The 19,282-nt window shown below is 28.8% G+C and carries 21 protein-coding genes, 1 tRNA gene and 1 other RNA gene; 3 read left to right on the forward strand and 20 right to left on the reverse strand.

Annotated features, from left to right (window positions below):
* Positions 1 to 78: 78 nt before the first annotated feature.
* Positions 79 to 1,032 (reverse strand): thioredoxin-disulfide reductase, encoded by a 954-nt coding sequence (trxB, locus tag BQ5450_RS04505; protein ID WP_071126110.1) that lies wholly within the window; start codon positions 1,030 to 1,032, stop codon positions 79 to 81.
* 68 nt (positions 1,033 to 1,100) lie between these two features.
* Here trxB and BQ5450_RS04510 point away from each other — a divergent pair, with 68 nt between their 5' ends.
* Positions 1,101 to 1,988 (forward strand): DUF2207 family protein, encoded by an 888-nt coding sequence (locus tag BQ5450_RS04510; protein ID WP_071126111.1) that lies wholly within the window; start codon positions 1,101 to 1,103, stop codon positions 1,986 to 1,988.
* Between the two features lie 69 nt (positions 1,989 to 2,057).
* Here BQ5450_RS04510 and BQ5450_RS04515 read toward each other — a convergent pair whose 3' ends face one another.
* From BQ5450_RS04515 to BQ5450_RS04590, 16 genes are all read right to left on the reverse strand, one after another.
* Positions 2,058 to 2,579 (reverse strand): HutD family protein, encoded by a 522-nt coding sequence (locus tag BQ5450_RS04515; RefSeq protein WP_071126112.1) that lies wholly within the window; start codon positions 2,577 to 2,579, stop codon positions 2,058 to 2,060.
* Positions 2,580 to 3,596 carry a type 2 isopentenyl-diphosphate Delta-isomerase gene (gene fni / locus BQ5450_RS04520; protein WP_071126113.1) on the reverse strand — a complete coding sequence of 339 codons (1,017 nt, stop codon included), beginning with the start codon at positions 3,594 to 3,596 and terminating at the stop codon, positions 2,580 to 2,582.
* Positions 3,597 to 3,643: 47 nt separating this feature from the next.
* On the reverse strand, positions 3,644 to 4,612 hold the full coding sequence (locus BQ5450_RS04525; protein WP_010242680.1) for a gluconeogenesis factor YvcK family protein: 969 nt from the start codon (positions 4,610 to 4,612) through the stop codon (positions 3,644 to 3,646).
* Positions 4,597 to 5,463 carry an RNase adapter RapZ gene (gene rapZ / locus BQ5450_RS04530; protein ID WP_071126114.1) on the reverse strand — a complete coding sequence of 289 codons (867 nt, stop codon included), beginning with the start codon at positions 5,461 to 5,463 and terminating at the stop codon, positions 4,597 to 4,599. Before rapZ ends, BQ5450_RS04525 begins: the two co-directional genes overlap by 16 nt.
* A gap of 18 nt (positions 5,464 to 5,481) precedes the next feature.
* Positions 5,482 to 6,384: a UDP-N-acetylmuramate dehydrogenase gene (murB, locus tag BQ5450_RS04535; RefSeq protein ID WP_071126115.1), complete on the reverse strand. Its 903-nt coding sequence runs from the start codon at positions 6,382 to 6,384 to the stop codon at positions 5,482 to 5,484.
* 461 nt (positions 6,385 to 6,845) lie between these two features.
* Positions 6,846 to 7,523, reverse strand: a complete 678-nt coding sequence (locus BQ5450_RS04540; RefSeq protein WP_071126116.1) for a hypothetical protein — start codon at positions 7,521 to 7,523, stop codon at positions 6,846 to 6,848.
* An 80-nt stretch (positions 7,524 to 7,603) separates the two neighbouring features.
* Complete coding sequence (locus BQ5450_RS04545; protein WP_071126117.1) at positions 7,604 to 8,080, reverse strand: hypothetical protein; 477 nt, start codon at positions 8,078 to 8,080, stop codon at positions 7,604 to 7,606.
* Positions 8,081 to 8,559: 479 nt separating this feature from the next.
* Positions 8,560 to 9,042 (reverse strand): ferritin, encoded by a 483-nt coding sequence (locus tag BQ5450_RS04550; protein WP_010242690.1) that lies wholly within the window; start codon positions 9,040 to 9,042, stop codon positions 8,560 to 8,562.
* A 95-nt stretch (positions 9,043 to 9,137) separates the two neighbouring features.
* Complete coding sequence (locus BQ5450_RS04555; RefSeq protein ID WP_071126118.1) at positions 9,138 to 11,240, reverse strand: alpha/beta hydrolase family protein; 2,103 nt, start codon at positions 11,238 to 11,240, stop codon at positions 9,138 to 9,140.
* A 28-nt stretch (positions 11,241 to 11,268) separates the two neighbouring features.
* Positions 11,269 to 12,162 carry a PSP1 domain-containing protein gene (locus tag BQ5450_RS04560; protein WP_071126119.1) on the reverse strand — a complete coding sequence of 298 codons (894 nt, stop codon included), beginning with the start codon at positions 12,160 to 12,162 and terminating at the stop codon, positions 11,269 to 11,271.
* Position 12,163: 1 nt separating this feature from the next.
* Positions 12,164 to 13,096 carry a DNA polymerase III subunit gene (locus tag BQ5450_RS04565; RefSeq protein ID WP_071126120.1) on the reverse strand — a complete coding sequence of 311 codons (933 nt, stop codon included), beginning with the start codon at positions 13,094 to 13,096 and terminating at the stop codon, positions 12,164 to 12,166.
* The gene (locus tag BQ5450_RS04570) at positions 13,096 to 13,386 is read right to left on the reverse strand and encodes a cyclic-di-AMP receptor (RefSeq protein WP_010242698.1); all 291 of its coding nucleotides are present in this window, start codon (positions 13,384 to 13,386) and stop codon (positions 13,096 to 13,098) included. The genes BQ5450_RS04565 and BQ5450_RS04570 overlap by 1 nt, the downstream gene beginning before the upstream one ends.
* A gap of 8 nt (positions 13,387 to 13,394) precedes the next feature.
* Positions 13,395 to 13,721 carry a cyclic-di-AMP receptor gene (locus tag BQ5450_RS04575; RefSeq protein WP_010242700.1) on the reverse strand — a complete coding sequence of 109 codons (327 nt, stop codon included), beginning with the start codon at positions 13,719 to 13,721 and terminating at the stop codon, positions 13,395 to 13,397.
* Entirely contained in the window at positions 13,718 to 14,326 is a 609-nt protein-coding gene (gene tmk, locus BQ5450_RS04580) for a dTMP kinase (protein WP_010242702.1), read from the reverse strand. Before tmk ends, BQ5450_RS04575 begins: the two co-directional genes overlap by 4 nt.
* Positions 14,323 to 15,675: an aminotransferase class I/II-fold pyridoxal phosphate-dependent enzyme gene (locus BQ5450_RS04585; protein ID WP_083379718.1), complete on the reverse strand. Its 1,353-nt coding sequence runs from the start codon at positions 15,673 to 15,675 to the stop codon at positions 14,323 to 14,325. The genes tmk and BQ5450_RS04585 overlap by 4 nt, the downstream gene beginning before the upstream one ends.
* Before the next feature lie 61 nt (positions 15,676 to 15,736).
* The gene (locus tag BQ5450_RS04590; protein ID WP_010242705.1) at positions 15,737 to 16,717 is read right to left on the reverse strand and encodes a biotin--[acetyl-CoA-carboxylase] ligase; all 981 of its coding nucleotides are present in this window, start codon (positions 16,715 to 16,717) and stop codon (positions 15,737 to 15,739) included.
* Positions 16,718 to 16,776: 59 nt separating this feature from the next.
* Between BQ5450_RS04590 and BQ5450_RS04595 the strand changes: the two genes are divergently transcribed.
* Together BQ5450_RS04595 and ffs are read left to right on the forward strand one after the other, a co-directional pair.
* Positions 16,777 to 16,866, forward strand: a tRNA-Ser gene (locus BQ5450_RS04595).
* Positions 16,867 to 16,869: 3 nt separating this feature from the next.
* Positions 16,870 to 17,134, forward strand: an RNA gene (gene ffs, locus BQ5450_RS04600) — signal recognition particle sRNA large type.
* Here the strand turns inward: ffs and BQ5450_RS04605 are convergent.
* From BQ5450_RS04605 to BQ5450_RS04615, 3 genes are all read right to left on the reverse strand, one after another.
* On the reverse strand, positions 17,135 to 17,887 hold the full coding sequence (locus BQ5450_RS04605) for a hypothetical protein (RefSeq protein ID WP_234346994.1): 753 nt from the start codon (positions 17,885 to 17,887) through the stop codon (positions 17,135 to 17,137).
* A complete protein-coding gene (gene ispE / locus BQ5450_RS04610) occupies positions 17,865 to 18,710 on the reverse strand; it encodes a 4-(cytidine 5'-diphospho)-2-C-methyl-D-erythritol kinase (RefSeq protein ID WP_071126121.1) in 846 nt (281 codons plus the stop codon). The genes BQ5450_RS04605 and ispE overlap by 23 nt, the downstream gene beginning before the upstream one ends.
* A 222-nt stretch (positions 18,711 to 18,932) precedes the next feature.
* Positions 18,933 to 19,199, reverse strand: coding sequence for a Veg family protein (locus BQ5450_RS04615; protein WP_010242711.1), 267 nt, complete (start codon positions 19,197 to 19,199; stop codon positions 18,933 to 18,935).
* Between the last annotated feature and the right edge of the window lie 83 nt (positions 19,200 to 19,282).

Genomic DNA, 19,282 nt, shown 5'->3' on the forward strand with positions numbered 1-19,282 from the left:
TAAAAAGTAAAACTTAACTTTTATATAAAAAACATTGCTTTAGGTGATTTTAAACACCAGCAATGTTTTTTTTACAATTTATTTACTTTCTTTAAAACCTTCGTAGAGATTTCCCTCTTCTTCATCAATATATTTCTGTGCATTCATAGCTGCAACTGCACCATCTCCTGCTGCATTTATAACTTGTCGAACACTTTTCTTTCTAATGTCCCCTGCTGCAAAAACTCCCTTTACGTTTGTTTTCATCTCTTCATCAGTCTTTACATAGCCATCTTCTGTTAGTTCAACTTTTCCGTTAAACAAATCTGTCTTAGGAATATAACCAATAAACACAAAAATTCCAAATGGATCATCTGATTTAATTGATCTAATTTCACCTGTCTTTGTATCTTTTAAAATCATTTCATTTACAATTTTATCGCCCTTTATTTCTTCAACAGTTGTATTCCAAATAAAATCAATTTTTTCGTTGTTAAAAGCTTTTTCTTGCAAAACTTTTGATGCTCTAAGTTCATCTCTTCTGTGAATTATAAAAACTTTTTTTGCAAAATTCGTAATAAAAATTGCTTCTTGAACAGCAGAATCTCCGCCTCCAACTACATAAACTGTTTCATCTTCATAAAAAGCTGCATCACAAGTTGAGCAATAACTTACACCACGTCCCTTGTATTCCTTTTCTCCTGGTGCTCCAATCTCTCTTGGAGATGCTCCAGTTGCAATAATAACAGCCTTAGCTTCATAATTATCAACTTGACCCTTTATTTTCTTAATATCTCCACCAAGCTCAAGGTCAGTAACTTCATCCATTACAATTTCTGCACCAAATTTCTTAGCTTGATCTGCCATTTTCTTCCCAAGTTCTACTCCGTCTATTGTGTCGATTCCTGGATAATTTTCAACTTGAGTAGTTTCTGCAATTTGTCCGCCCTCGATTCCCTTTTCTATTATTAAAGTTTTCTTTTTACTTCTAGCTGCATAAAGACCTGCAGTGAGTCCTGCTGGCCCTCCTCCAATTATTATAATATCGTACATTAAATCCCTCCAATATATTTATTATACCCAAAATTACTTTTTTGTATATAATAGTATATGGTGATTAAATGAATTTAAAAATGAATTTTAGCAGTACATATTTTTTATTTGTAAATATTATTTTAATAATTTTATCTATAATTATGATTACTATTTTAAAAAATAAAAAAGTAAAAAATATTAAAGACAGCTCTATAAATTTAAAATATTATGAAAAGGGCTACTTATATAAAGGTGCTAATTTTATATACAATACAATTATTGCTATGATTTTAAAAATTTATGGCGAAGGAAATCTCAAAATAGAAAAAAATAATTATGTTACAAAAAGTGGAGAAAATAAAAAAGAATATCTTTTAAAAAATGTAAAAAAATCTAATCTTTGTGATGCAGAGAAAAAAATTATAGACATCTTATTTTCCTTTGGAAATGGTGAAATTTCAACAAGAACTCTTGACAAAATAAGAAGAACTGAACCAGATAGTTACAACAAAAAATTTAATGATTTTATCTATTTTATGGAAAACAAAATGGTGGAGAAAAAACTTTTTTCCAAGGAAAAGAAAACTTTTAAAATGTTTTTAGCTTTTGTAATTTTTTCACTTTTGTTTTTCACTGGAACTGTCACAGTTTATAACGAAAATTTTTGGGGTGCCATTAGTATAATTTTCTCAATAATTTGCTACGCCTTTTTTGTAACAAGCTTTTCAAAAATGACAGAACTTGGCAATCAAAAATTTAGAGAACTTGAAAAAATTGAAAAAGATCTTTTAAATTGCAAAGTCAATGTAGAAGATGCAACTATCCTCGCAATATCTTTTGGGCTTACAACTGAAAATATTAAAAAAATTTATGAGAACTCTAAGGAAAGTGGATATGAAATATTTTTTGAAGATGACTTTTACAAAACCTTTAAAACTTCATTTGTCGGCGATAGTCTTCTCACAAGAAATTAGCTAAAACAAAAATAGAGCTGTGATTTTTATTTCACAACTCTATTTTGTCTAAATAGTTAATCTATTAAATTAAAATTCACAAATTATAATTTTGCCCTTTCCCTTTATTTCAATCTTTTCATCTTCAAGATAAATTGCAGAAAACTTTTCAAACTTATTTCCATCAACTTCTAAATCTGATTCGTAATTGAAGATTACAGATTTATTTTCTGATTTAAAAACAAAATTATTGATATTAAGTGAGTACATCTTGGCATCAAGACCTTTTTTGTAAATTAAGTTAAAATCTCTCACATCTCCTGAAGATTTTGTTTCGTCATCTCCATTGAAAAACAAAACTTCAAAGGGATTTAGTCTAAATTTTTCTTCGCCAGTTTCAATATTCATCACATTGTTAATTGGTGTGATATATCTATTAAATCCTGTGTAAGGTGTATAATTTGAAACTTTTTCATTGCAAGTTGCAGTAGAAATTCTAAAATCAAAATTTTTTTCTCCTACACTTGCATCCTCTGGATATATAAAAACTTCCGTAGTAACTCCTGCTGACCACTTTGAATCTTTAAATTCATTTTTCTTTATAAATTTCATTTAGCCCTCCAATAATTCTTTTAATTTTCCAGTAACTTTATAATCTACTTTTTGAAGTTCAGAAATATTTTTAGCACCATTTAAAACCATTAGCATTTTTGTTTTTTCTATCAGTCCGTCAATATATCTTAGCGTGTAATCATATCCACCACGAACTATATACGCAAGGATCTCACCACTAATCGCAGTCATGGAAGCACCAATTGCAAGGCTCTTTACTATGTCCATTGAATTTTTTACTCCACCTGCTGAAATAATATATAAATCATCTAAATTTAAACTTTTTGCTTCAATTATAGAAAGTGATGTTGGAATTCCCCACGAAAAAAGATCAGAGAAATCTGTATTTGGATCTCTTAAATTTTCTATTTCAAAAAAGTTAGAACCTCCATATCCAGATACATCTACATTTCTCACTCCTATATCATAAAGAGTCTTTACAGTTTTCTTAGACATTCCAAAACCAACTTCTTTTACTATAACTGGGACTCCAGATTTTTTTACAATTTCTTCAATATTTTTTAAAATTCCACAAAAATTTCTTTCACCCTCAATTTGTACAAGTTCTTGCGCAGGATTTAAGTGAATTTGAATTGCATCTGCATTCAAAAGATCAACTGCTTTTTTGGCATCTTCTGCATTTGAAAAACCACTTAAATTTGAAATTACTATTCCTTCTTTTATAATTTCTCTTACAATCTCAAAGGATTTCCTTGAATCTTCATCTTCAAGGGCAATAGATTGAGATCCAACTGCCATAGGTAAATCAAATTCAAGAGCAACGCTTGCAAGACCTTTATTTATTTCTTCGGAAAGACTGCTGCCACCTGTCATTGCGTTTATCATAAGTGGGAATTTTATTTTTTTATTTAAAAAATCAACGCTTGTATCAATTTCATTATAATCTATTTCTGGAATAGAATCATTGTACAAAAAGATGTCAGAAAAAAGTGCGTCGCCAACATAAGTTGAACGAAGAAAATTTTCTATATGTTCTGTCTTTCTATACTTTCTCATTTAATCCGCTCCTTTAACAAATAAATAATATCATTTTTAAAATTTTTTTACAACAAAGGAGTTTCAAAAATATGCGCTCCTATTTTCCTGCCATCGTGCCTTATCAGACCATCTTTGATTTCGACAAAATTCCCCTCAGTTAATCTTATATTCTTTTCTTTAAAATATTTTCTATCTTCTTCTTCTACAAAAATAGGACTTGACTCTTCTTCATTATAATAATTTTTATATTTCTCTTTATCATTTTCAAAGTCATTTGCGATTACCTCATCAATAAATTCAAATTGTGAGTGCCTAAAAATTGCATCCACATGATCTTTTAGAGAATAATTTTTTGTTTCTCCTCTTTGAGTAGTTGCATTTGCAATATAGATAACCTTTGCCCTAGTCTTATAAAGAGCTTCATTTATCCCTTTAATCAAAAAATTTGGAATTATAGAAGTATAGAGAGATCCTGGACCAATTATAACTATATCCGCATCCAAAATTGCCTCTAGAGCCTCTTTATTTGCATTAGGATAGTGAGGAATCATACTCATTTTTTCAATTTTTGTATTCAATCTGTAACACATTTTTGGAATGTAAGATTCACCAACTACTTTATCCTTTGAGAGAAATTCTGCAACTAAATTAGTTTCGTCTAAAGTTACAGGAATAATCTTTCCAGTTACATTAAAAACATTACTCATCTCTATTACAGCTTTATCAAAGGATCCAGCTATGTCAGTGAGTGCCGCAATTAAAATATTACCCACATTCTGATTGTCAAGACTCCCAGAACTAAACCTATAATTTAACAAATCCTTTAAAGTCTTATCTGTATTAGAAAGAGCTATTAAACATCTTCTCACATCTCCTGGAGGAAGTATTTTTAACTCTTCCCTGAGAATTCCACTTCCCCCTCCATCATCTGACATAGATACAATTGCAGAAATATCTTTTGTGTAATATTTAAGTCCCCGTAAAATCGTAGATATCCCTGTACCTCCACCCAATACCGCTATCTTTTTTTCCATAAATTTTTCTCCATATCTCTGTGAGTAACATAGGTGGATTTATACTCTTCTCTTAAAATTTTTCCAATCTCTTCTGCTATTACAACAGATCTATGAAAGCCTCCTGTACAACCAATTCCAATTGTAAGAACTCTCTTCTGTTCTGCCATATAATTTGGAATTAAGAATTTAAGAAGATCTATTATTTTTTCTAGAAATTCCTCTGTAAGGTCCCACTTCATTACATAATTTTTAACTTCTTCAGTTTTTCCATTTAAATGCTTTAACTCCTTTATATAGAAAGGATTTGGCAAAAATCTAACGTCAAAAACTAAATCTGCATCTCTCAAAATTCCATTTTTATATCCAAAACTTGTAACTTCAATAGCAAATTTGTCCTTTTCTTCATAAGATACAAATGCCATAAGTTGAGTCCTCAAATTTCTAGTAGAAAGACCTGTGGTGTCAATAACAAAATCTGCCTCTTTTTTTATTTTTTCAAGAGTTTTTTCTTCAAATTTATATCCTTCAACTATGGAGCTATTCATTGGATGAGGTCGTCTAAGTTCCTTGTATCTTGCAATTATAGCTTCCATATCTGCATATAAAAATAAAAGTTTTATTTTTACATTCATTCCCTTTAAATCTTCATACGCAGAATAAAAGGAATTAAAAAATTCTCTGCTTCTTAAATCAACGACAACTGCAACTTTGTCAAAATTTTTACTTTTGGCATCAAGCGCCATTTCGCAAAACTTTGGAAGAAGTGCTGGTGCAAGATTATCCATTGCATAATACCCTAAATCTTCAAAAACATCTAAAGCAAAGGACTTTCCAGACCCACTCATTCCTGTAATTATAATAAGTTCCATTTAATCACCAAATATTTATTATTCTCCGATAATCTTTACTTCTCTTTCTAGCTTAACATTAAATTTATCTTGGACAACTTTTTGCACAATCTCAATTGTTTCTAAAACATCACTTGCAGTGGCATTATTTTTATTTACAACAAATCCACAGTGTTTCTCGCTAATACCAGCTCCATTGTGGGTAAAACCCCTAAGTCCAGAATCATCAATTAATTTCCCTGCAAAATATCCAGTAGGTCTTTTAAAAGTTGAACCAGCAGAAGGCAAATCTAAAGGTTGTTTTTCTTCTCGCCTTCTGTCAAATTCTTCATACTTTTCTCTGATTTCAGTTTTATCTCCATAGCTAAGAGAAAAAGTTGCACCAAGTACAATTAAATTTTTCTCTTGCACAAGAGAATTCCTGTAAGAAAAATTCATACCATCACAGGAAACCTCAATTATATTTAAGTCTTCATCAAGGAGTCTAACACTTTTAATTACATTTTTCATCTCTCCATCGTATGCACCTGCGTTCATAGTAACTCCACCACCAAGAGAACCTGGAATACCATGACAAAACTCAAGACCTGTAAGAGAATTTTCCATTGCAAATTCACTAACTTTTTTAAGACTCACACCAGCACCTGCATAAATATCTGTATCAGAAACTAATTTTAAATCATTTAAATTGTTCTTTAATTTAATAATAATTCCATCGAAACCATTATCTCTAACAATTACATTAGTACAATTGCCCAATACATAATAATTGTAATTATTTTTTTTAATTTCTTTTAAAATTTTTATAAGAGAATCCTCATCTTTTGGTTTAATTAAAAGTTTACAAGGACCACCAACATTAAAAGATGTGTGATTTTTCATAGGTTCATCATAATAAAATTCGCCCAAATTTTTATATATATCAAAGTCATTAAAATTCATATAACACCTCAGTTTATTATCACCTTTATTATATCATTAAAAAGATTAAAGAAAAATAACACAAAAAAGGTACTGTTGCAAAATAGAATAAACCAAAAAAACGGCTCGCATATGCGAAAACCATTTTTTTGATAAAATTAAGGTATGAACAATCCATTAACTTATCAAAATAATAATTAGGCAGATGTATAATCTTGTCTATAAAATTTTTTATCTTCGCATAAATCCCAAATGATTTCTTCTTTATATTATAAAACAATATTTTTTGTCCACTTTTATATTTAACACTAGCTATAGTAAAATTATTCAATACGATGCAGTATTTTTCATAAATATATTTTATTAAAAAGACGAGGAAAATAAAAACCCTCGCCTTGTAATTTAAATTAAATTTTTATTAGCTTTTAAAAAATATTATTTGTAAGCACAATACTCAAGATAATATATAGTTATAAATTTTATTATCTTATACCTGAAAATATTATTCTTCCACCACTAACAACATTAAAATCTCCTCTACCAAGTGTTATTCTTCCTATGTCATAAGGTTTAGAAAAGACATTATACGCATTAGATTTACCGAACGCATAATCTTTCACAGGATAATAAGCCCCTTCAATATTATAAGTATTTAGGCTATCTATAACTCCTTGTTGATGTACATCAGAATAAGACCCTCTTAAATTGCTTTGATAGCCTCCATAAGCTGCAACTCCTATGTCACCAACATCAAAGCCTACCGTATACCTAAAGCGATCTCTTATTTCATGAAATGAGTTTCCTAAAGGCAATATATTTGATTTAGAATATAAATTTGTGGTTAAATCATCCTTACTTAAATCACGTTTGGGATAATATACACTTATTATTAAATCTCCATCTATAAAATTATCTGCATTCATTTTTACTTTATACTTACTGTCATCTTCCATAATTTCCTCGCACTTTTGTTTCAGAATTTGATCAATTTCATCAAGCGATTTATCCCCAAATATTTTTTCTTTATCTTTTAATGAATAACCAACTGTAACAATTTTACTCACTTTCTTATCTTTTAAATCTTTATCCTCTTTTGCTAAAATAATAGATGGTATTAAAATTAAAGTTAACAACAACATTATACTAATATGCTTTTTCATAAAATCCCTCCTGATTGTAACTATATTATACACTACAATTAAAACTTAACCATTGGAATCACCACCTATAATATATTAGTCTAATGTTTAACACCGTTAACTTGAAAACCTTTTAAATACTTTTGTAATTTTTTAAATTCTTCTTCATCATTTCTATAATATTCTACACTCTTTTTAGATTTCGTATTAATTATCATATCTACAATTTCATAATCTATAGAGAAAAATAGGTTTTCATCATATAAGTAGTCTACATTTTGTGCATCTGTCAATATAATTAAGTTTATTGCATTTACTACAAAATTCTTTGCATTTTTTAAATCATAATCTTCGTAGTCCTTTGACATAGTAATTGCTATATTTTTGCCCTTGACTTCAAAATCTTTTACCTTATCTCCGTCCCAATCCATTTGAGAGATTATATTCTCCACACCCTCTCTATCTGATAGGTTGGTTTTTAATTGATATAGGTTTCTATTTGCACATGCAGTAGTAAAAGTTATGAGTAATAGCAAAATACATACTATTTTCTTAACTCCTCTTGAAAGTATAAACATCTTAACTCACCTCGATTTTATTATAATGATAATACCCTTGATAACGTTTCTATAAAAAGTTTAATTTCTAATGCTTAAATAATAAAAAAATATATATCCCGTCAAAATCAAATTGTAGATGTTAATTTGACAAATAATATAAACTTTATAATAAAAAAAATAATACTATTTTAGCAGTTATTAAAAACTGTATAAAAATTTATAATACCTATATATTATATGTTATATCATCTAACTACAAAAATAAAAGATTTGGTAGTGTCAAGTTTTTTGTGTAAACTCTTTTAAATCTCTTGTAAAAGTAAGCAGTAAATATATTTTAATTTAATAATAAACTAACTGATTAAGTCAAGAAAAGTTTACACGGGTGTGTGTCAGAATAATTGAATTCTGACACACACCCGTTTTTTGTAATTCAAGCCATATAAAAAATACCTCTCTCGATGTATCTTTTGTAAAACTTTAAGTTATATTATATATTATCTTTTTGCAAGTTCTGCATCAAAGATATAAAGTCCAGACCAGCTTTCGTCAATTCTTTCAAGTCTTTCAATTATATTTCTAAATGTGTCTTCTTCTTCAACTTGTTCATCAACATACCATTGTAGTAATGATGTTGCTCTTTGGTCATCATCTTCTACTGCAAGATTAACTAAATTATGAATTCTCTTAGAAACTTCTTTTTCGTGTTCTAATGCAAATTTAAATGTTTCTGTAAAATTTCCAAATTCTTCTTGTGGTTTTGGAAGTTCTCTAAGAACTGGTTTTTCATCTATTTGGAATAAGAAGTTTCTCAATTTTTCTGCATGTCCAAATTCTTCATAAGCTTGTTTGTAAAAGAAATTTGCAAATCCGTCCATTCCTTTGTCTTTTACATAATGTCCCATAGATATATAAATATATCCTGATTCAATTTCAAAGTTATATTGTTCATTAAGTCCTTTTAATAACTTACTTTCCATAAATATATTCCTCCTAAGATTATTTATAATTATATTAGCAATAAATTCTATTTGCTTACGTAAATATGTTACCCTCTTTTTTATTTTTAAAACAATTAACTGGACAATCCTAAATTATCTATTGAAATTTTTATATTACCTGTAAATTTAAATTCAATTTTATTTATTTCTTCCAAATTTAAATTATTATTTTTAGCTTTAAAATCATCTAGAGGAATTATTACTGTCTGAGGTGCAAATCTCTTTACAAAATCATCAGTCAAGTAATCAGTCTTATAGATAAAGGATTTTGTCATTGGAGTTAAATTCTTATACTTATTTAAATTTAAATTTGCACTATTTCCCCAAGTATCTTGAACTTCAATATTTATTTCATCTGAAACTTCTTGATAATTTAAATTTTCTATATCAAATTGCAAATACTTTTTATTTGGAATTTTTTCTGTAAATCTTATCCCATAATTAGAATCTTTTTTTGATTTTACAAAAACTGCAGTTGTATCTGAACTGCTATTTCCATAGTCGTGACTATATTCATAAATTTCATTTAAATTAGAAAAATTTATAAGACTGCCTTTGATAGAGCCTGTTGTTAAATCATAGTCTTCTTCATAATCTGCCAATTTTATAAAATTTGAATCCATATATCTACTGTAATAATTTGTTTCTAGAAGATCTTTATATTTTTCTGGCCCTTCTTTAAAAATTTCTCTATTATAAGTTTTTCCAAAGGAATTTTCTAAAAAGTTATAAACATAGGTGCAAAGTATTTCTCTTTGCTTTTCACCATCCAAAAGTTCTTTTCTATTTAAGAAAAATCCTTCTGCTGGATCTAAATCATAATTCCCCCAAAGAGAATTAAAATTCCCATGATTTGCATATCCTATGTAGAGTGCAGCTTTAAATTTGTCTTTTTCACCTGTGAAAAATACATTGTCATAAAGTAACATCCCTTCAAATCCTTTAACATCTGCATCATTTGTCCCCCCAAGTGACAAATAATCTACATCTTTTAAAACAATATTTTTATCAGCTGGAGAATATTGATCATACGTTGGTGAAATAGTAATCACAGCTGATATATTAAATTTATACTTATGAGAAATATTTCCATCGTCTGGATGGAGATTTAATTCATTAAAATTATATGCGATGGCAGCTGCTTCTCCACCACGAGAATGTCCCAAAAGTGCAATCTTCTCTGGGTCAAATCTGTTAAATAGAATGCTATTTTTATTTTTATTCCTAGAAACAATATTTTGTATATTTTCAAGAAATAAAACTGCTCTTGCATCATTTTCGTTTGAAAGTCCATACTTCATAAATCCATTTAACATATTCATATCAACTGAAACAACAGCTATACCTCTTTTTGCAAGATACTTGCCAAGATAATCATATCCAAGATAATTTTTTGTTGTGAATCTATGATTTCCATGGGCTACAAAAAGTACGGGAGCCTTCTCTAAATTTTTTGGTGCATAAATTCTTCCCTTTACTTCAGTTTCATTAAGGCTTCTTCCAAAGAATTTATCTCTGATTTTCTTTTTTCTCCCGCTATAACTTACAAAATCCGTCAAATCAGCTGAATTTGCTTCGTAATCTATTATCTCAACTTTGTATTTCTCAGGTTTATTTGCAATTTTATTCCTTTCTAAATCTAAACTATAAATTTCAGAGCCATTAAATCCACTAAAAAGCATAAAATAAATTGATGCTCCAACAACAAGTGTACTTGGTATTAAAAATATTAGGGCTTTTTTCCTTTTATTTTTTGTAAAACTTATAAGTGACTTCGAAAAAATAATAATTATAAGAAATGTTACAACAATAAAAATTATTTCGAAGTGATTAATATCAACATAATAAAGACATTCATCATAGAAATACTTTATCCCATAGAGCAAAATTCCGTAAATTGCCATATTTTTTGCCCTAATTCTCTTTATTAAAGTAAAAATATATTTTAAAAAGAAATACAATACAAAATATCCCACAAAAAAAATAAGTGTCGAAATAATAAAAGCTAATATCTTTGGCACATTTAAATCTGAAATATAGTAATAAAAAAATATAGCCGAAAATAGTGACATTATAAATATTGTCACTATTCTAAATTCACTTGCTCTTCCAAAATGCTTTTTAAAAAATTCATTTAATTTATTTGAAATCTTTATTAAAAAATTATTTATTTTCATAACAATGGGATAAGCCCTAAACTTATCCCTAATCCCTCTCTAATTCTACTAATTCACTCTCGTCATATTCTTCAACATTTAAAGACCTAGACTCATTTATAAAAGTTTTATTAAATTCATAAGTTCTTTTAACTTCAGAAAGCTCAAAATAAGCAGTTTCTTTTTCATCTTCAATTTCGTAGATGACTTTTACAAGCTCTTGTATTGTGTAAGTTGAAATTACTGTTGCTTTTCCTATTTCAGTCTTTACAATTTCTCCAAGTCTAGGCATTTTTTTATTTATGCATTCATAACCGTCCTGTTCATACTTTAAACAACACATAAGTCTTCCACATATTCCGGAAATTTTTGCAGGATTCAGGCTTAAATTTTGATCCTTTGCCATTTTTATTGAAACTGGAGAAAATTCGCTTAAAAATGTGGAACAACAAGTTGCTCTTCCACAACAACCAAGGCCCCCAACATACTTTGCTTCATCACGCACGCCAATTTGTCTAAGCTCAATTCTAGTTTTGAAAATCGCAGCCAAATCTCTTACTAATTCTCTAAAATCAACTCTTCCATCTGCTGTAAAATAAAACAATAATTTAGAACGATCAAAGGTATATTCGCAGGAAATTAATTTCATATCTAGCCCATGTTCTTCAACTTTTTGCTCGCAAATTATTATTGCTTCTTTTGCTTTATTTCTATTCTCCACATTGATATTTTTATCTTCTTCGGTAGCAAGACGTATTACAGGTTTTAATTCTCCCTTTATAATTTCTTCATCTATTTCTTTTACAATCTCAACTCTTCCAAATTCAAGACCTCTTATAGTTTCTACAATTACGTAATCACGAGTTTTTATATCTATATCAACGGGATCGAAATAATAGATTTTGCCAGTCCTCTTAAACCTAACTCCAGCTATTTTTAGCATCTCATTCCCCCAATTCCATCAACAAGTTTTCTATATTTAAATCAAAATTAATATTATTTTCACTTCTTTTAATTGCATTTATTATTGCATCATAGGACTTCAAAGCTCTTTGTATACTAACATCCTGAAGTTTCAAAAGATCTAATTTGTCGACATTTACAATATTATCTTCTCTTCCACTTTTTAAGTAAATAAGATCCAAATACCAAATCAGCATAAAATTTAAAATATCTCTAAAATCATCTTTATTTTCCTTAAAAAAATTCATCTCATCAAAGATAAATTCACTTCTTCTAATAATTTCGTCTAAAGCTCTTATAATCTCTTCTCTCTTTGACAAAAGTTCTGGATCTTCTGAATATTTAAGGGCAAGACTTACATTTCCATTGGACAGCCTTGAAAATAGTTTGGCATTTTTTTCTGAAATATTTTTAGAAATTAAAAATTTTTCAATTCTATTTTCTGAAATATCTGAAAATTTTAAAACTCTACATCTTGAAATAATTGTGGGAAGAATTTTTTTCACTGTACTTGATATTAAAATAAGTATCAGGTAATCCATAGGTTCTTCCAAAGTCTTCAAAAGTGCATTTTGCCCCTCAACTGTCACTTTATCAAAATCATCTATAATTACAACTTTATAATTTCCAGAATAGGGCTTTGAAAAAGAATCTTCAATTATCTCTTCAATTTCTTGTTTTTTTATACTGTCTTTACTTTTTACCACTAATAAATCAGTATCTTCATACTCATCAATCCCATTAAAAAATCTAAGAGTCTCTGGATCTTCTTTTAAAATCGCTCTTGCAAAATTTTTTGCATGAGAAAATTTTCCTATTCCCTTGGTTCCACAAAAAAGATAAGCATGGCTAAAGGATTTATTTTTTAAATCCACTTCCAAGCTATCTATTGCCCTTCTATTTTCTAAAAACATCAAATTCTCTTTGATTCTTCCAAATCAACAACAAAAATTGTAGCTCCAGAAACTTTGAAATCTCCCTCTTCTCTGTGAATATCTTCTGGCTCAGTTAATTCTTTAAATATTTCATAAATCTTTTCAAGTTCGCTTTCTTTACAACCCAATAAAAGAGTTGTATTACCTGACTTAAAAAAACCACCAGTAGAAGACAATCTAGTAACATAAATATCTTCATCTAAAAATCTATCTATTATCGCATCTGTATACTTCTCTTGCACTATTGCTATCATCATTTTCGTATTCATAATATCACCTAAAACTTTTTAAAATCAAAAACATCAATTACAAAAATAGTCGCTCCCCCAACTTTTACTGTTATTGGGACTGGAATCATGGCTTGCCCAGGAATATTTATAGGTTGAATTGTCCTTCTTACTTCTCTAGTCTTTGAATTTTCTTCGATTATATCCATGAACTTGTCGTGGTCTTCATCTTCTATTCCTGAAAGAAGAGTTACATTCCCAGCTTTTAAAAATCCACCAGTAGAACTTATCTTTGTAACTTTAAAATCATTTCCGTTAAGAATTTTTACTAATCTTTCGCTGTCCTCATCTTGAACTATTGCGATTACAAGTTTCACACAATCATCCTTTCTTTAAGAACTTTCATGCAGTCGCAAAAAACTTCTTCAATACTTTTACTAACATCTATAAAATAAAAATTATCCTCTTTTTCCAGATTATTGTAATACTCTCTGACCTTTTTGTGAAATTCATCTGATTCTCTTTCCAATCTGTCATAAGAATTTTTGTCTTTTCTAAGAAGAGTTTTTTTATCTGTCCTAAAAATAAAAACAATATCTGGCTTAATATTTCCTGTTGCAAAATTATTTATCGCCATTATATCTTCTAAATCCTGTCCTCTTGCAAAACCTTGATAAGCTAGAGAGGACAGCACATATCTTTCACACAAAACTATATAGCTATCCCTTAAAGCAGGAACTATTTTTTCATAAGTGTGCTGAGCTCTCGCAGCAGAATACAAAAGAGCCTCAGTTCTTTTATCCATCTCTTCTAAATCTTTATCTAAAATAAGTTCTCTTATTTTTTCACTTATTCTAGTGCCTCCAGGCTCTCTTGTCTTTAAAACCTTTTTATTTTTTTTTAGAATTTCTTCATAAACTAAATTTGCAATTGTCGACTTCCCAGAACCATCTGGCCCTTCAAAAGTTATAAATGCACTCATTTAACTACCTCAATTTTTTTGTCTAAAAGACCAATTACTTCAATGCCTTCACTCAAAAATTTATCTATACTTTCTATTATATCTTTATTAATAACTTCACCAAAACTAACCAAAGGAACTCCTGGTGGATAAGCAGCAATAATAGTTTTCGCAACTCTTCCACAAGCATTTCTATAATCTACATATTCCCCCTCACTTAAAAATGCTTCTTTAGGAAACATTTCTCTTTTGGGTATCTCAAAATTTATAGGAAAAATTTTTCTGCATTCGTTTATGTCATAACTTAAGATTGCCTCTTTTAATTTTTTTATTTCCTTACTAGTATTTATCGGGGAGATTATTGCGAGGGCATAGTATAAATCACCCATTTCAAGTCGTATGTTTTTATTTATTAAAAAATCCTCCACAATTTCTTTTCCTGTCATATTAGGAATTCTGAATAAAAATTTCATTGGGTCATTTGCTATTATAGATTCATGGCTTAAATTTAAATTATAATTAATTTCATTTTTTAGTTCTTCTAAATCTAAGATTCTATTTTTTATTTCACTTCTTCCAATTTCGTCCATATATTTTAGTCCAGCTTCCATTGAAAGCATGAGTAAATACGAAGGCGAAGTTGTGTTATAAATATTAATATATTTTAAAAGATCTTCATGAGAAAACCTATCTGTTCCTCTGTGTATAATTGCACTTTGTGTTAGAGATGGAATCATCTTGTGTGTAGAGTTTATGACAAGATCTGCCCCAGCATCTAGTGCAGAATATTTTTTTAAATCTGAGAAATAAAGGTGAGTTCCATGAGCTTCATCAACTATTACTACAATATTTTTGTCATGCAAAATACGTATAATTTCTCTTAATTTTAAGATTCCTCCAAAATAATTTGGACTTACCAGTACACAAGCCTTTATATCATTATCATTTATTTTTTTCAAAAATTCCCTTTTATCTATTCCAAAATACATTCCACGATTTTTATCATAAATGGTGTTTAAATAAATTGGATCAAGATCATTTAATAAAAGTGCGTTATAAATTGACTTGTGAGCATTCCTCTGAATTAAAATTTTATCTTTTGGTTTTGTCACCATAGAAATAGCAATATGAAGTGCCCCAGTGGAACCATTGGTTGTCATGAAAGATTCCTTAGATTCAAAAAGATTTTTTATCTCTTTGTGAAGATCTGCTATTGATCCCTCTGGATTTAATAAATTATCTGTCCCCAAAATTTCTGTCAAATCCATCTCCTCTGACAGATCAAAAAATTTATTTCCTTTATGCCCTGGCATTCCAAAAGATATTTTATTTTTTACTTTTTCAATTTCATCTCTCAATGGAGTGTTCATCTTTTCCCTCTAAATCTTACAATTAATTATACTATAACTTTTTATCATTTAAAAGTTAGCCCTATCTATAAAAATCTCCTTTTATGGAAACTTCTCCACTGGATAAAGTTAATTTTTCCTCTCCAGTGTCTACAATTAAGTTGCCTTTTTTATTTATATCAATTCCCTTTGCAAAATATTTTTTCCCATTTAATTCAAAGCTAAGTTCTCTTCCAATTACAAGGGAATGTTTCTTATAATAATCAATCACATCTTCTTCTTTTTTTACAAAATTATTTTCATAAAAAGAATTTAAAATACTTGATAAAATTTCATTTCTTATAGTATCTGTGTCAATATATCCAGCAATATCTTTTAAATCCTTGAAGCTATCATCTTCTGGTTCATTTACATTTATTCCAATTCCAACTATTACAGAATTAACTTTTCTAGATTCAAAATCTGCATCAAGTTCAGAAAGAATTCCGCAAATCTTTTTGCCCTTCATAAATAAATCATTTACCCATTTTATCTCTGCCTGTTTTCCAGTGGCATTTTTTATACCTTCTGCAACTGATACAGCTGCCTTTACAGTGATTAAATCAAAATATGAAAAGTCAAAATAATCCTCTGGGTGTAAAATTATACTAAAATAAATTCCACTCCCCCTTGGCGATTCAAAAGTTTTTCCTGTCCTTCCACGTCCACCTTTTTGCATATCAGAAACTATTACTGTAAAATCCTTGACATTTTCTGAATAAAGTCTTCTTTTTGCCTCTGTATTTGTAGAATCTATTTCGTCAAAAACAATTACGTCTATATCTTTTAATTCATCTCGAAGACCCTTTTTTATACCTTCGCTAGACAACTTATCGTCACTTTCTATCAATCTATACCCTAGTTTTGTCTGAGATTCAATTTGAAACCCACTTTCTTTTAAACTATTTATAGCTTTCCAAATTGCAGTCCTTGAAATATTTAACCTTTCTGCAAGTTCTTGTCCTGAAATATAATTTGCCCTATTTCTTTCTAATTCTTTTAAAACAATATCTTTAGTTTTCAATTTATCACCTTATTCTTGACTTTTTATTAAATCTACTGTAAAATTATTTTCTAGACTGTGGAGAGATGTCCGAGAGGTTGAAGGAGCCCGCCTGGAAAGCGAGTATACATGCAAATGTATCGGGGGTTCGAATCCCCCTCTCTCCGCCACTGCCATGCTAAGCGGGAAATTAGCGATGTCCTGTACCTGCAATTCGCTAGAGCAGGGCTGAATTCTCTGTCGAGGATTTTATTTTTGCAGACTGCCCCTTATAAGTGGTGTTGATAATTGGGTCCTGCGCAACAGAAACTTATGAACCGTGTCAGGTCCTGATCGAAGCAGCACTAAGTAAGATCTTTTGTGTGCCGCAAGGGTAGCCTAGTTTGAGCTAACTGTAAGGGTACCGTGTGAAACTAACTTTCGACACAGAGTGCATGGCTACATATTGTCCCATTTATTGGGACTTTTTTTATTGTCTTTTTTTAATAATTTAGAAACATTTAAAATTTCATTTCTCTTTAAAATATTTTTCTCCCTTAAATATTTTTCACCACGAGAATAAAATCCCCGTTTTGAATATGTCACATAAAAATAATCTCTAATATAATTTTCCTTTCTATACTCATAATCTTCCAAAATTGCATCTGTATTTGAAAAAATTTCCTTATCACAAAAATAATTTTTAAAAAAATCTTTCTTTAAATGCAGACCACTTGATGCCAAAAAAATCAAATCATAGTTTTTTAAATCTACTTTACAAAAATATTCATCGCAAATCTTTCTCACAATTTCATCAGCAACACCGTCATTTGAAGCATTTATCAAAATTGGAACACTTATATAATCAACTTTCCCATTGGAAAAATAGTCTAAAGATTTCTCGAAAAAAGTAAGAGGCGTGGAAAGGCATAAGACTTTTTTGTCCTTTAAATTTTTCCTAAGAGAACTTTCTCCGAATTCTGCTTTACTAGAATTTTTAAAAAAATTTATTGCATCAAAGTCCATTACATAAATCTTTTTATCTTTTTTGAAAAAACTTTTTAAAAATTCTATTCTGTCATTTACATCTTTTCTCTTATAAAGTCCATAATATTCAAATTTATCATCTACATAATAATTTAAATTATCAATGTGCTTTTCATATAAACCCACAATACCAGGTCCTGTGTCAAAAACAGCCAAAATCTTCACCTACCCTCACTTTAAAAGTATTCTCATACTTATCTCTAAAAAATAAAAATGCCTCTTCTAAATCATATTTATTTTCAAAAATCCCAAAAACTGTGGCACCACTCCCACTCATAAGCGCTGCCGAATTAAAAGAAATCAATTTTTCTTTTATTTTTTTTATTTCTGGATACATAGAAAATACAACTTCTTCCATTTTATTTTCAAGACAATCATTTAATTTTTCTATATCTAAAGAGTAAATAGAATTCAAAATTCTATCAAATTGAATTCTACTTTTATCAACTTTCATCCTATCGTAAACATATTTTGTAGAAATTCCAAATCCAGGATTTACAATAAGCACGTTTTCTAATTCTATATTTGGCACATCTTCTAAAATATCTCCAATTCCTTTTGCAATCTTACTTTTTCCAGTCATCATATATGTAAAATCTGCACCAATGCATTTGGACATTTCTATTAAATTATCCTTGGGTATTTTTAAATCATAAAGCTCATTTAAAGCATAAAAAGTCGCCGCACCATTAGAAGTACCCCCTGCAAGTCCTGCTGCTATGGGGATTTTCTTATTTATATCTACTCTAAAAGGAAGGTCAAAACCCACTTCAGTTTTTAAAACCTCATAAGATTTGTATATCAAATTATCTTTTATATCAAAATCAAAATTCGGAAAAATCTCAACTTTGTCATTTTTAACAAATTTCATTTCATCATATAAACTCGTCATAACCATTAAAGTTTTTATTTCATGATAATTATCTTCCCTCTTTTTTAAAATATCTAGAGATAAATTCAATTTGGCATGTGCCTTTTTTATAATCATAAAACACCTCAAGATAATTATAATTCATAAATAAATTTTTTGCATCTTAACTCTTTTCTATTTTTTTATTTATTTTAACCAAATCTAAAACTAATTTATTTTTACAATTATTAACTTAAATAAATTTCTGAAATTAATCTGTAAATCTTAAATTAATTAAATATTTTTTTAACTTAACTATATAAATTTGTGCAAAAAAATAAGCTGCCTAAGCAGCTATCTTTATGAAATCATCTTTGCATCCTTATAACTAACATCTTCATCCAAAACTGTAACTCTAACAGTTGAAGTCAAAACATCTGAATAAGTATAACTTGCTGTTACAAGTTCTTCTCCATTAAAGACTTCAAGTACAAAAAGACTTGGATAAATTGCCTTCAAAATTCCTTTTCTAGTGACAATTTTTTTTCTACCCTTATTGGCTTTTACAATCACTTTTTTCCCAATATGGTTCTCCAGCTCTCTCTTTATTAATTCCATTTGATTCATATGCTATCAATTCCTTCCAAAGACTTTTAATACATAATTATTATACATTAAAAATCTTCTCTTGTCAAATAAATCTATAATTT

The sequence above is a fragment of the Peptoniphilus lacydonensis genome (assembly GCF_900106515.1).
Taxonomy (GTDB): Bacteria; Bacillota; Clostridia; order Tissierellales; family Peptoniphilaceae; genus Peptoniphilus_A; species Peptoniphilus_A lacydonensis.

Excerpts from the sequence above, each read along its gene's own strand:
- BQ5450_RS04525 (WP_010242680.1), bottom strand. The coding sequence starts at position 4,612 with ATGGAAAAAAAGATAGCGGTATTGGGTGGAGGTACAGGGATATCTACG.
- fni (WP_071126113.1), bottom strand. The coding sequence starts at position 3,596 with ATGAGAAAGTATAGAAAGACAGAACATATAGAAAATTTTCTTCGTTCA.
- BQ5450_RS04570 (WP_010242698.1), bottom strand. The coding sequence starts at position 13,386 with ATGAATACGAAAATGATGATAGCAATAGTGCAAGAGAAGTATACAGAT.
- BQ5450_RS04550 (WP_010242690.1), bottom strand. The coding sequence starts at position 9,042 with ATGGAAAGTAAGTTATTAAAAGGACTTAATGAACAATATAACTTTGAA.
- trxB (WP_071126110.1), bottom strand. The coding sequence starts at position 1,032 with ATGTACGATATTATAATAATTGGAGGAGGGCCAGCAGGACTCACTGCA.
- BQ5450_RS04540 (WP_071126116.1), bottom strand. The coding sequence starts at position 7,523 with ATGAAAAAGCATATTAGTATAATGTTGTTGTTAACTTTAATTTTAATA.
- BQ5450_RS04515 (WP_071126112.1), bottom strand. The coding sequence starts at position 2,579 with ATGAAATTTATAAAGAAAAATGAATTTAAAGATTCAAAGTGGTCAGCA.
- ispE (WP_071126121.1), bottom strand. The coding sequence starts at position 18,710 with ATGATTATAAAAAAGGCACATGCCAAATTGAATTTATCTCTAGATATT.
- tmk (WP_010242702.1), bottom strand. The coding sequence starts at position 14,326 with ATGAGTGCATTTATAACTTTTGAAGGGCCAGATGGTTCTGGGAAGTCG.
- BQ5450_RS04560 (WP_071126119.1), bottom strand. The coding sequence starts at position 12,162 with ATGCTAAAAATAGCTGGAGTTAGGTTTAAGAGGACTGGCAAAATCTAT.
- rapZ (WP_071126114.1), bottom strand. The coding sequence starts at position 5,463 with ATGGAACTTATTATAATTACAGGAATGAGTGGGTCTGGAAAGTCCTTT.
- BQ5450_RS04585 (WP_083379718.1), bottom strand. The coding sequence starts at position 15,675 with ATGAACACTCCATTGAGAGATGAAATTGAAAAAGTAAAAAATAAAATA.
- BQ5450_RS04545 (WP_071126117.1), bottom strand. The coding sequence starts at position 8,080 with ATGTTTATACTTTCAAGAGGAGTTAAGAAAATAGTATGTATTTTGCTA.
- BQ5450_RS04565 (WP_071126120.1), bottom strand. The coding sequence starts at position 13,096 with ATGTTTTTAGAAAATAGAAGGGCAATAGATAGCTTGGAAGTGGATTTA.
- murB (WP_071126115.1), bottom strand. The coding sequence starts at position 6,384 with ATGAATTTTAATGACTTTGATATATATAAAAATTTGGGCGAATTTTAT.
- BQ5450_RS04510 (WP_071126111.1), top strand. The coding sequence starts at position 1,101 with ATGAATTTAAAAATGAATTTTAGCAGTACATATTTTTTATTTGTAAAT.
- BQ5450_RS04555 (WP_071126118.1), bottom strand. The coding sequence starts at position 11,240 with ATGAAAATAAATAATTTTTTAATAAAGATTTCAAATAAATTAAATGAA.
- BQ5450_RS04615 (WP_010242711.1), bottom strand. The coding sequence starts at position 19,199 with ATGAATCAAATGGAATTAATAAAGAGAGAGCTGGAGAACCATATTGGG.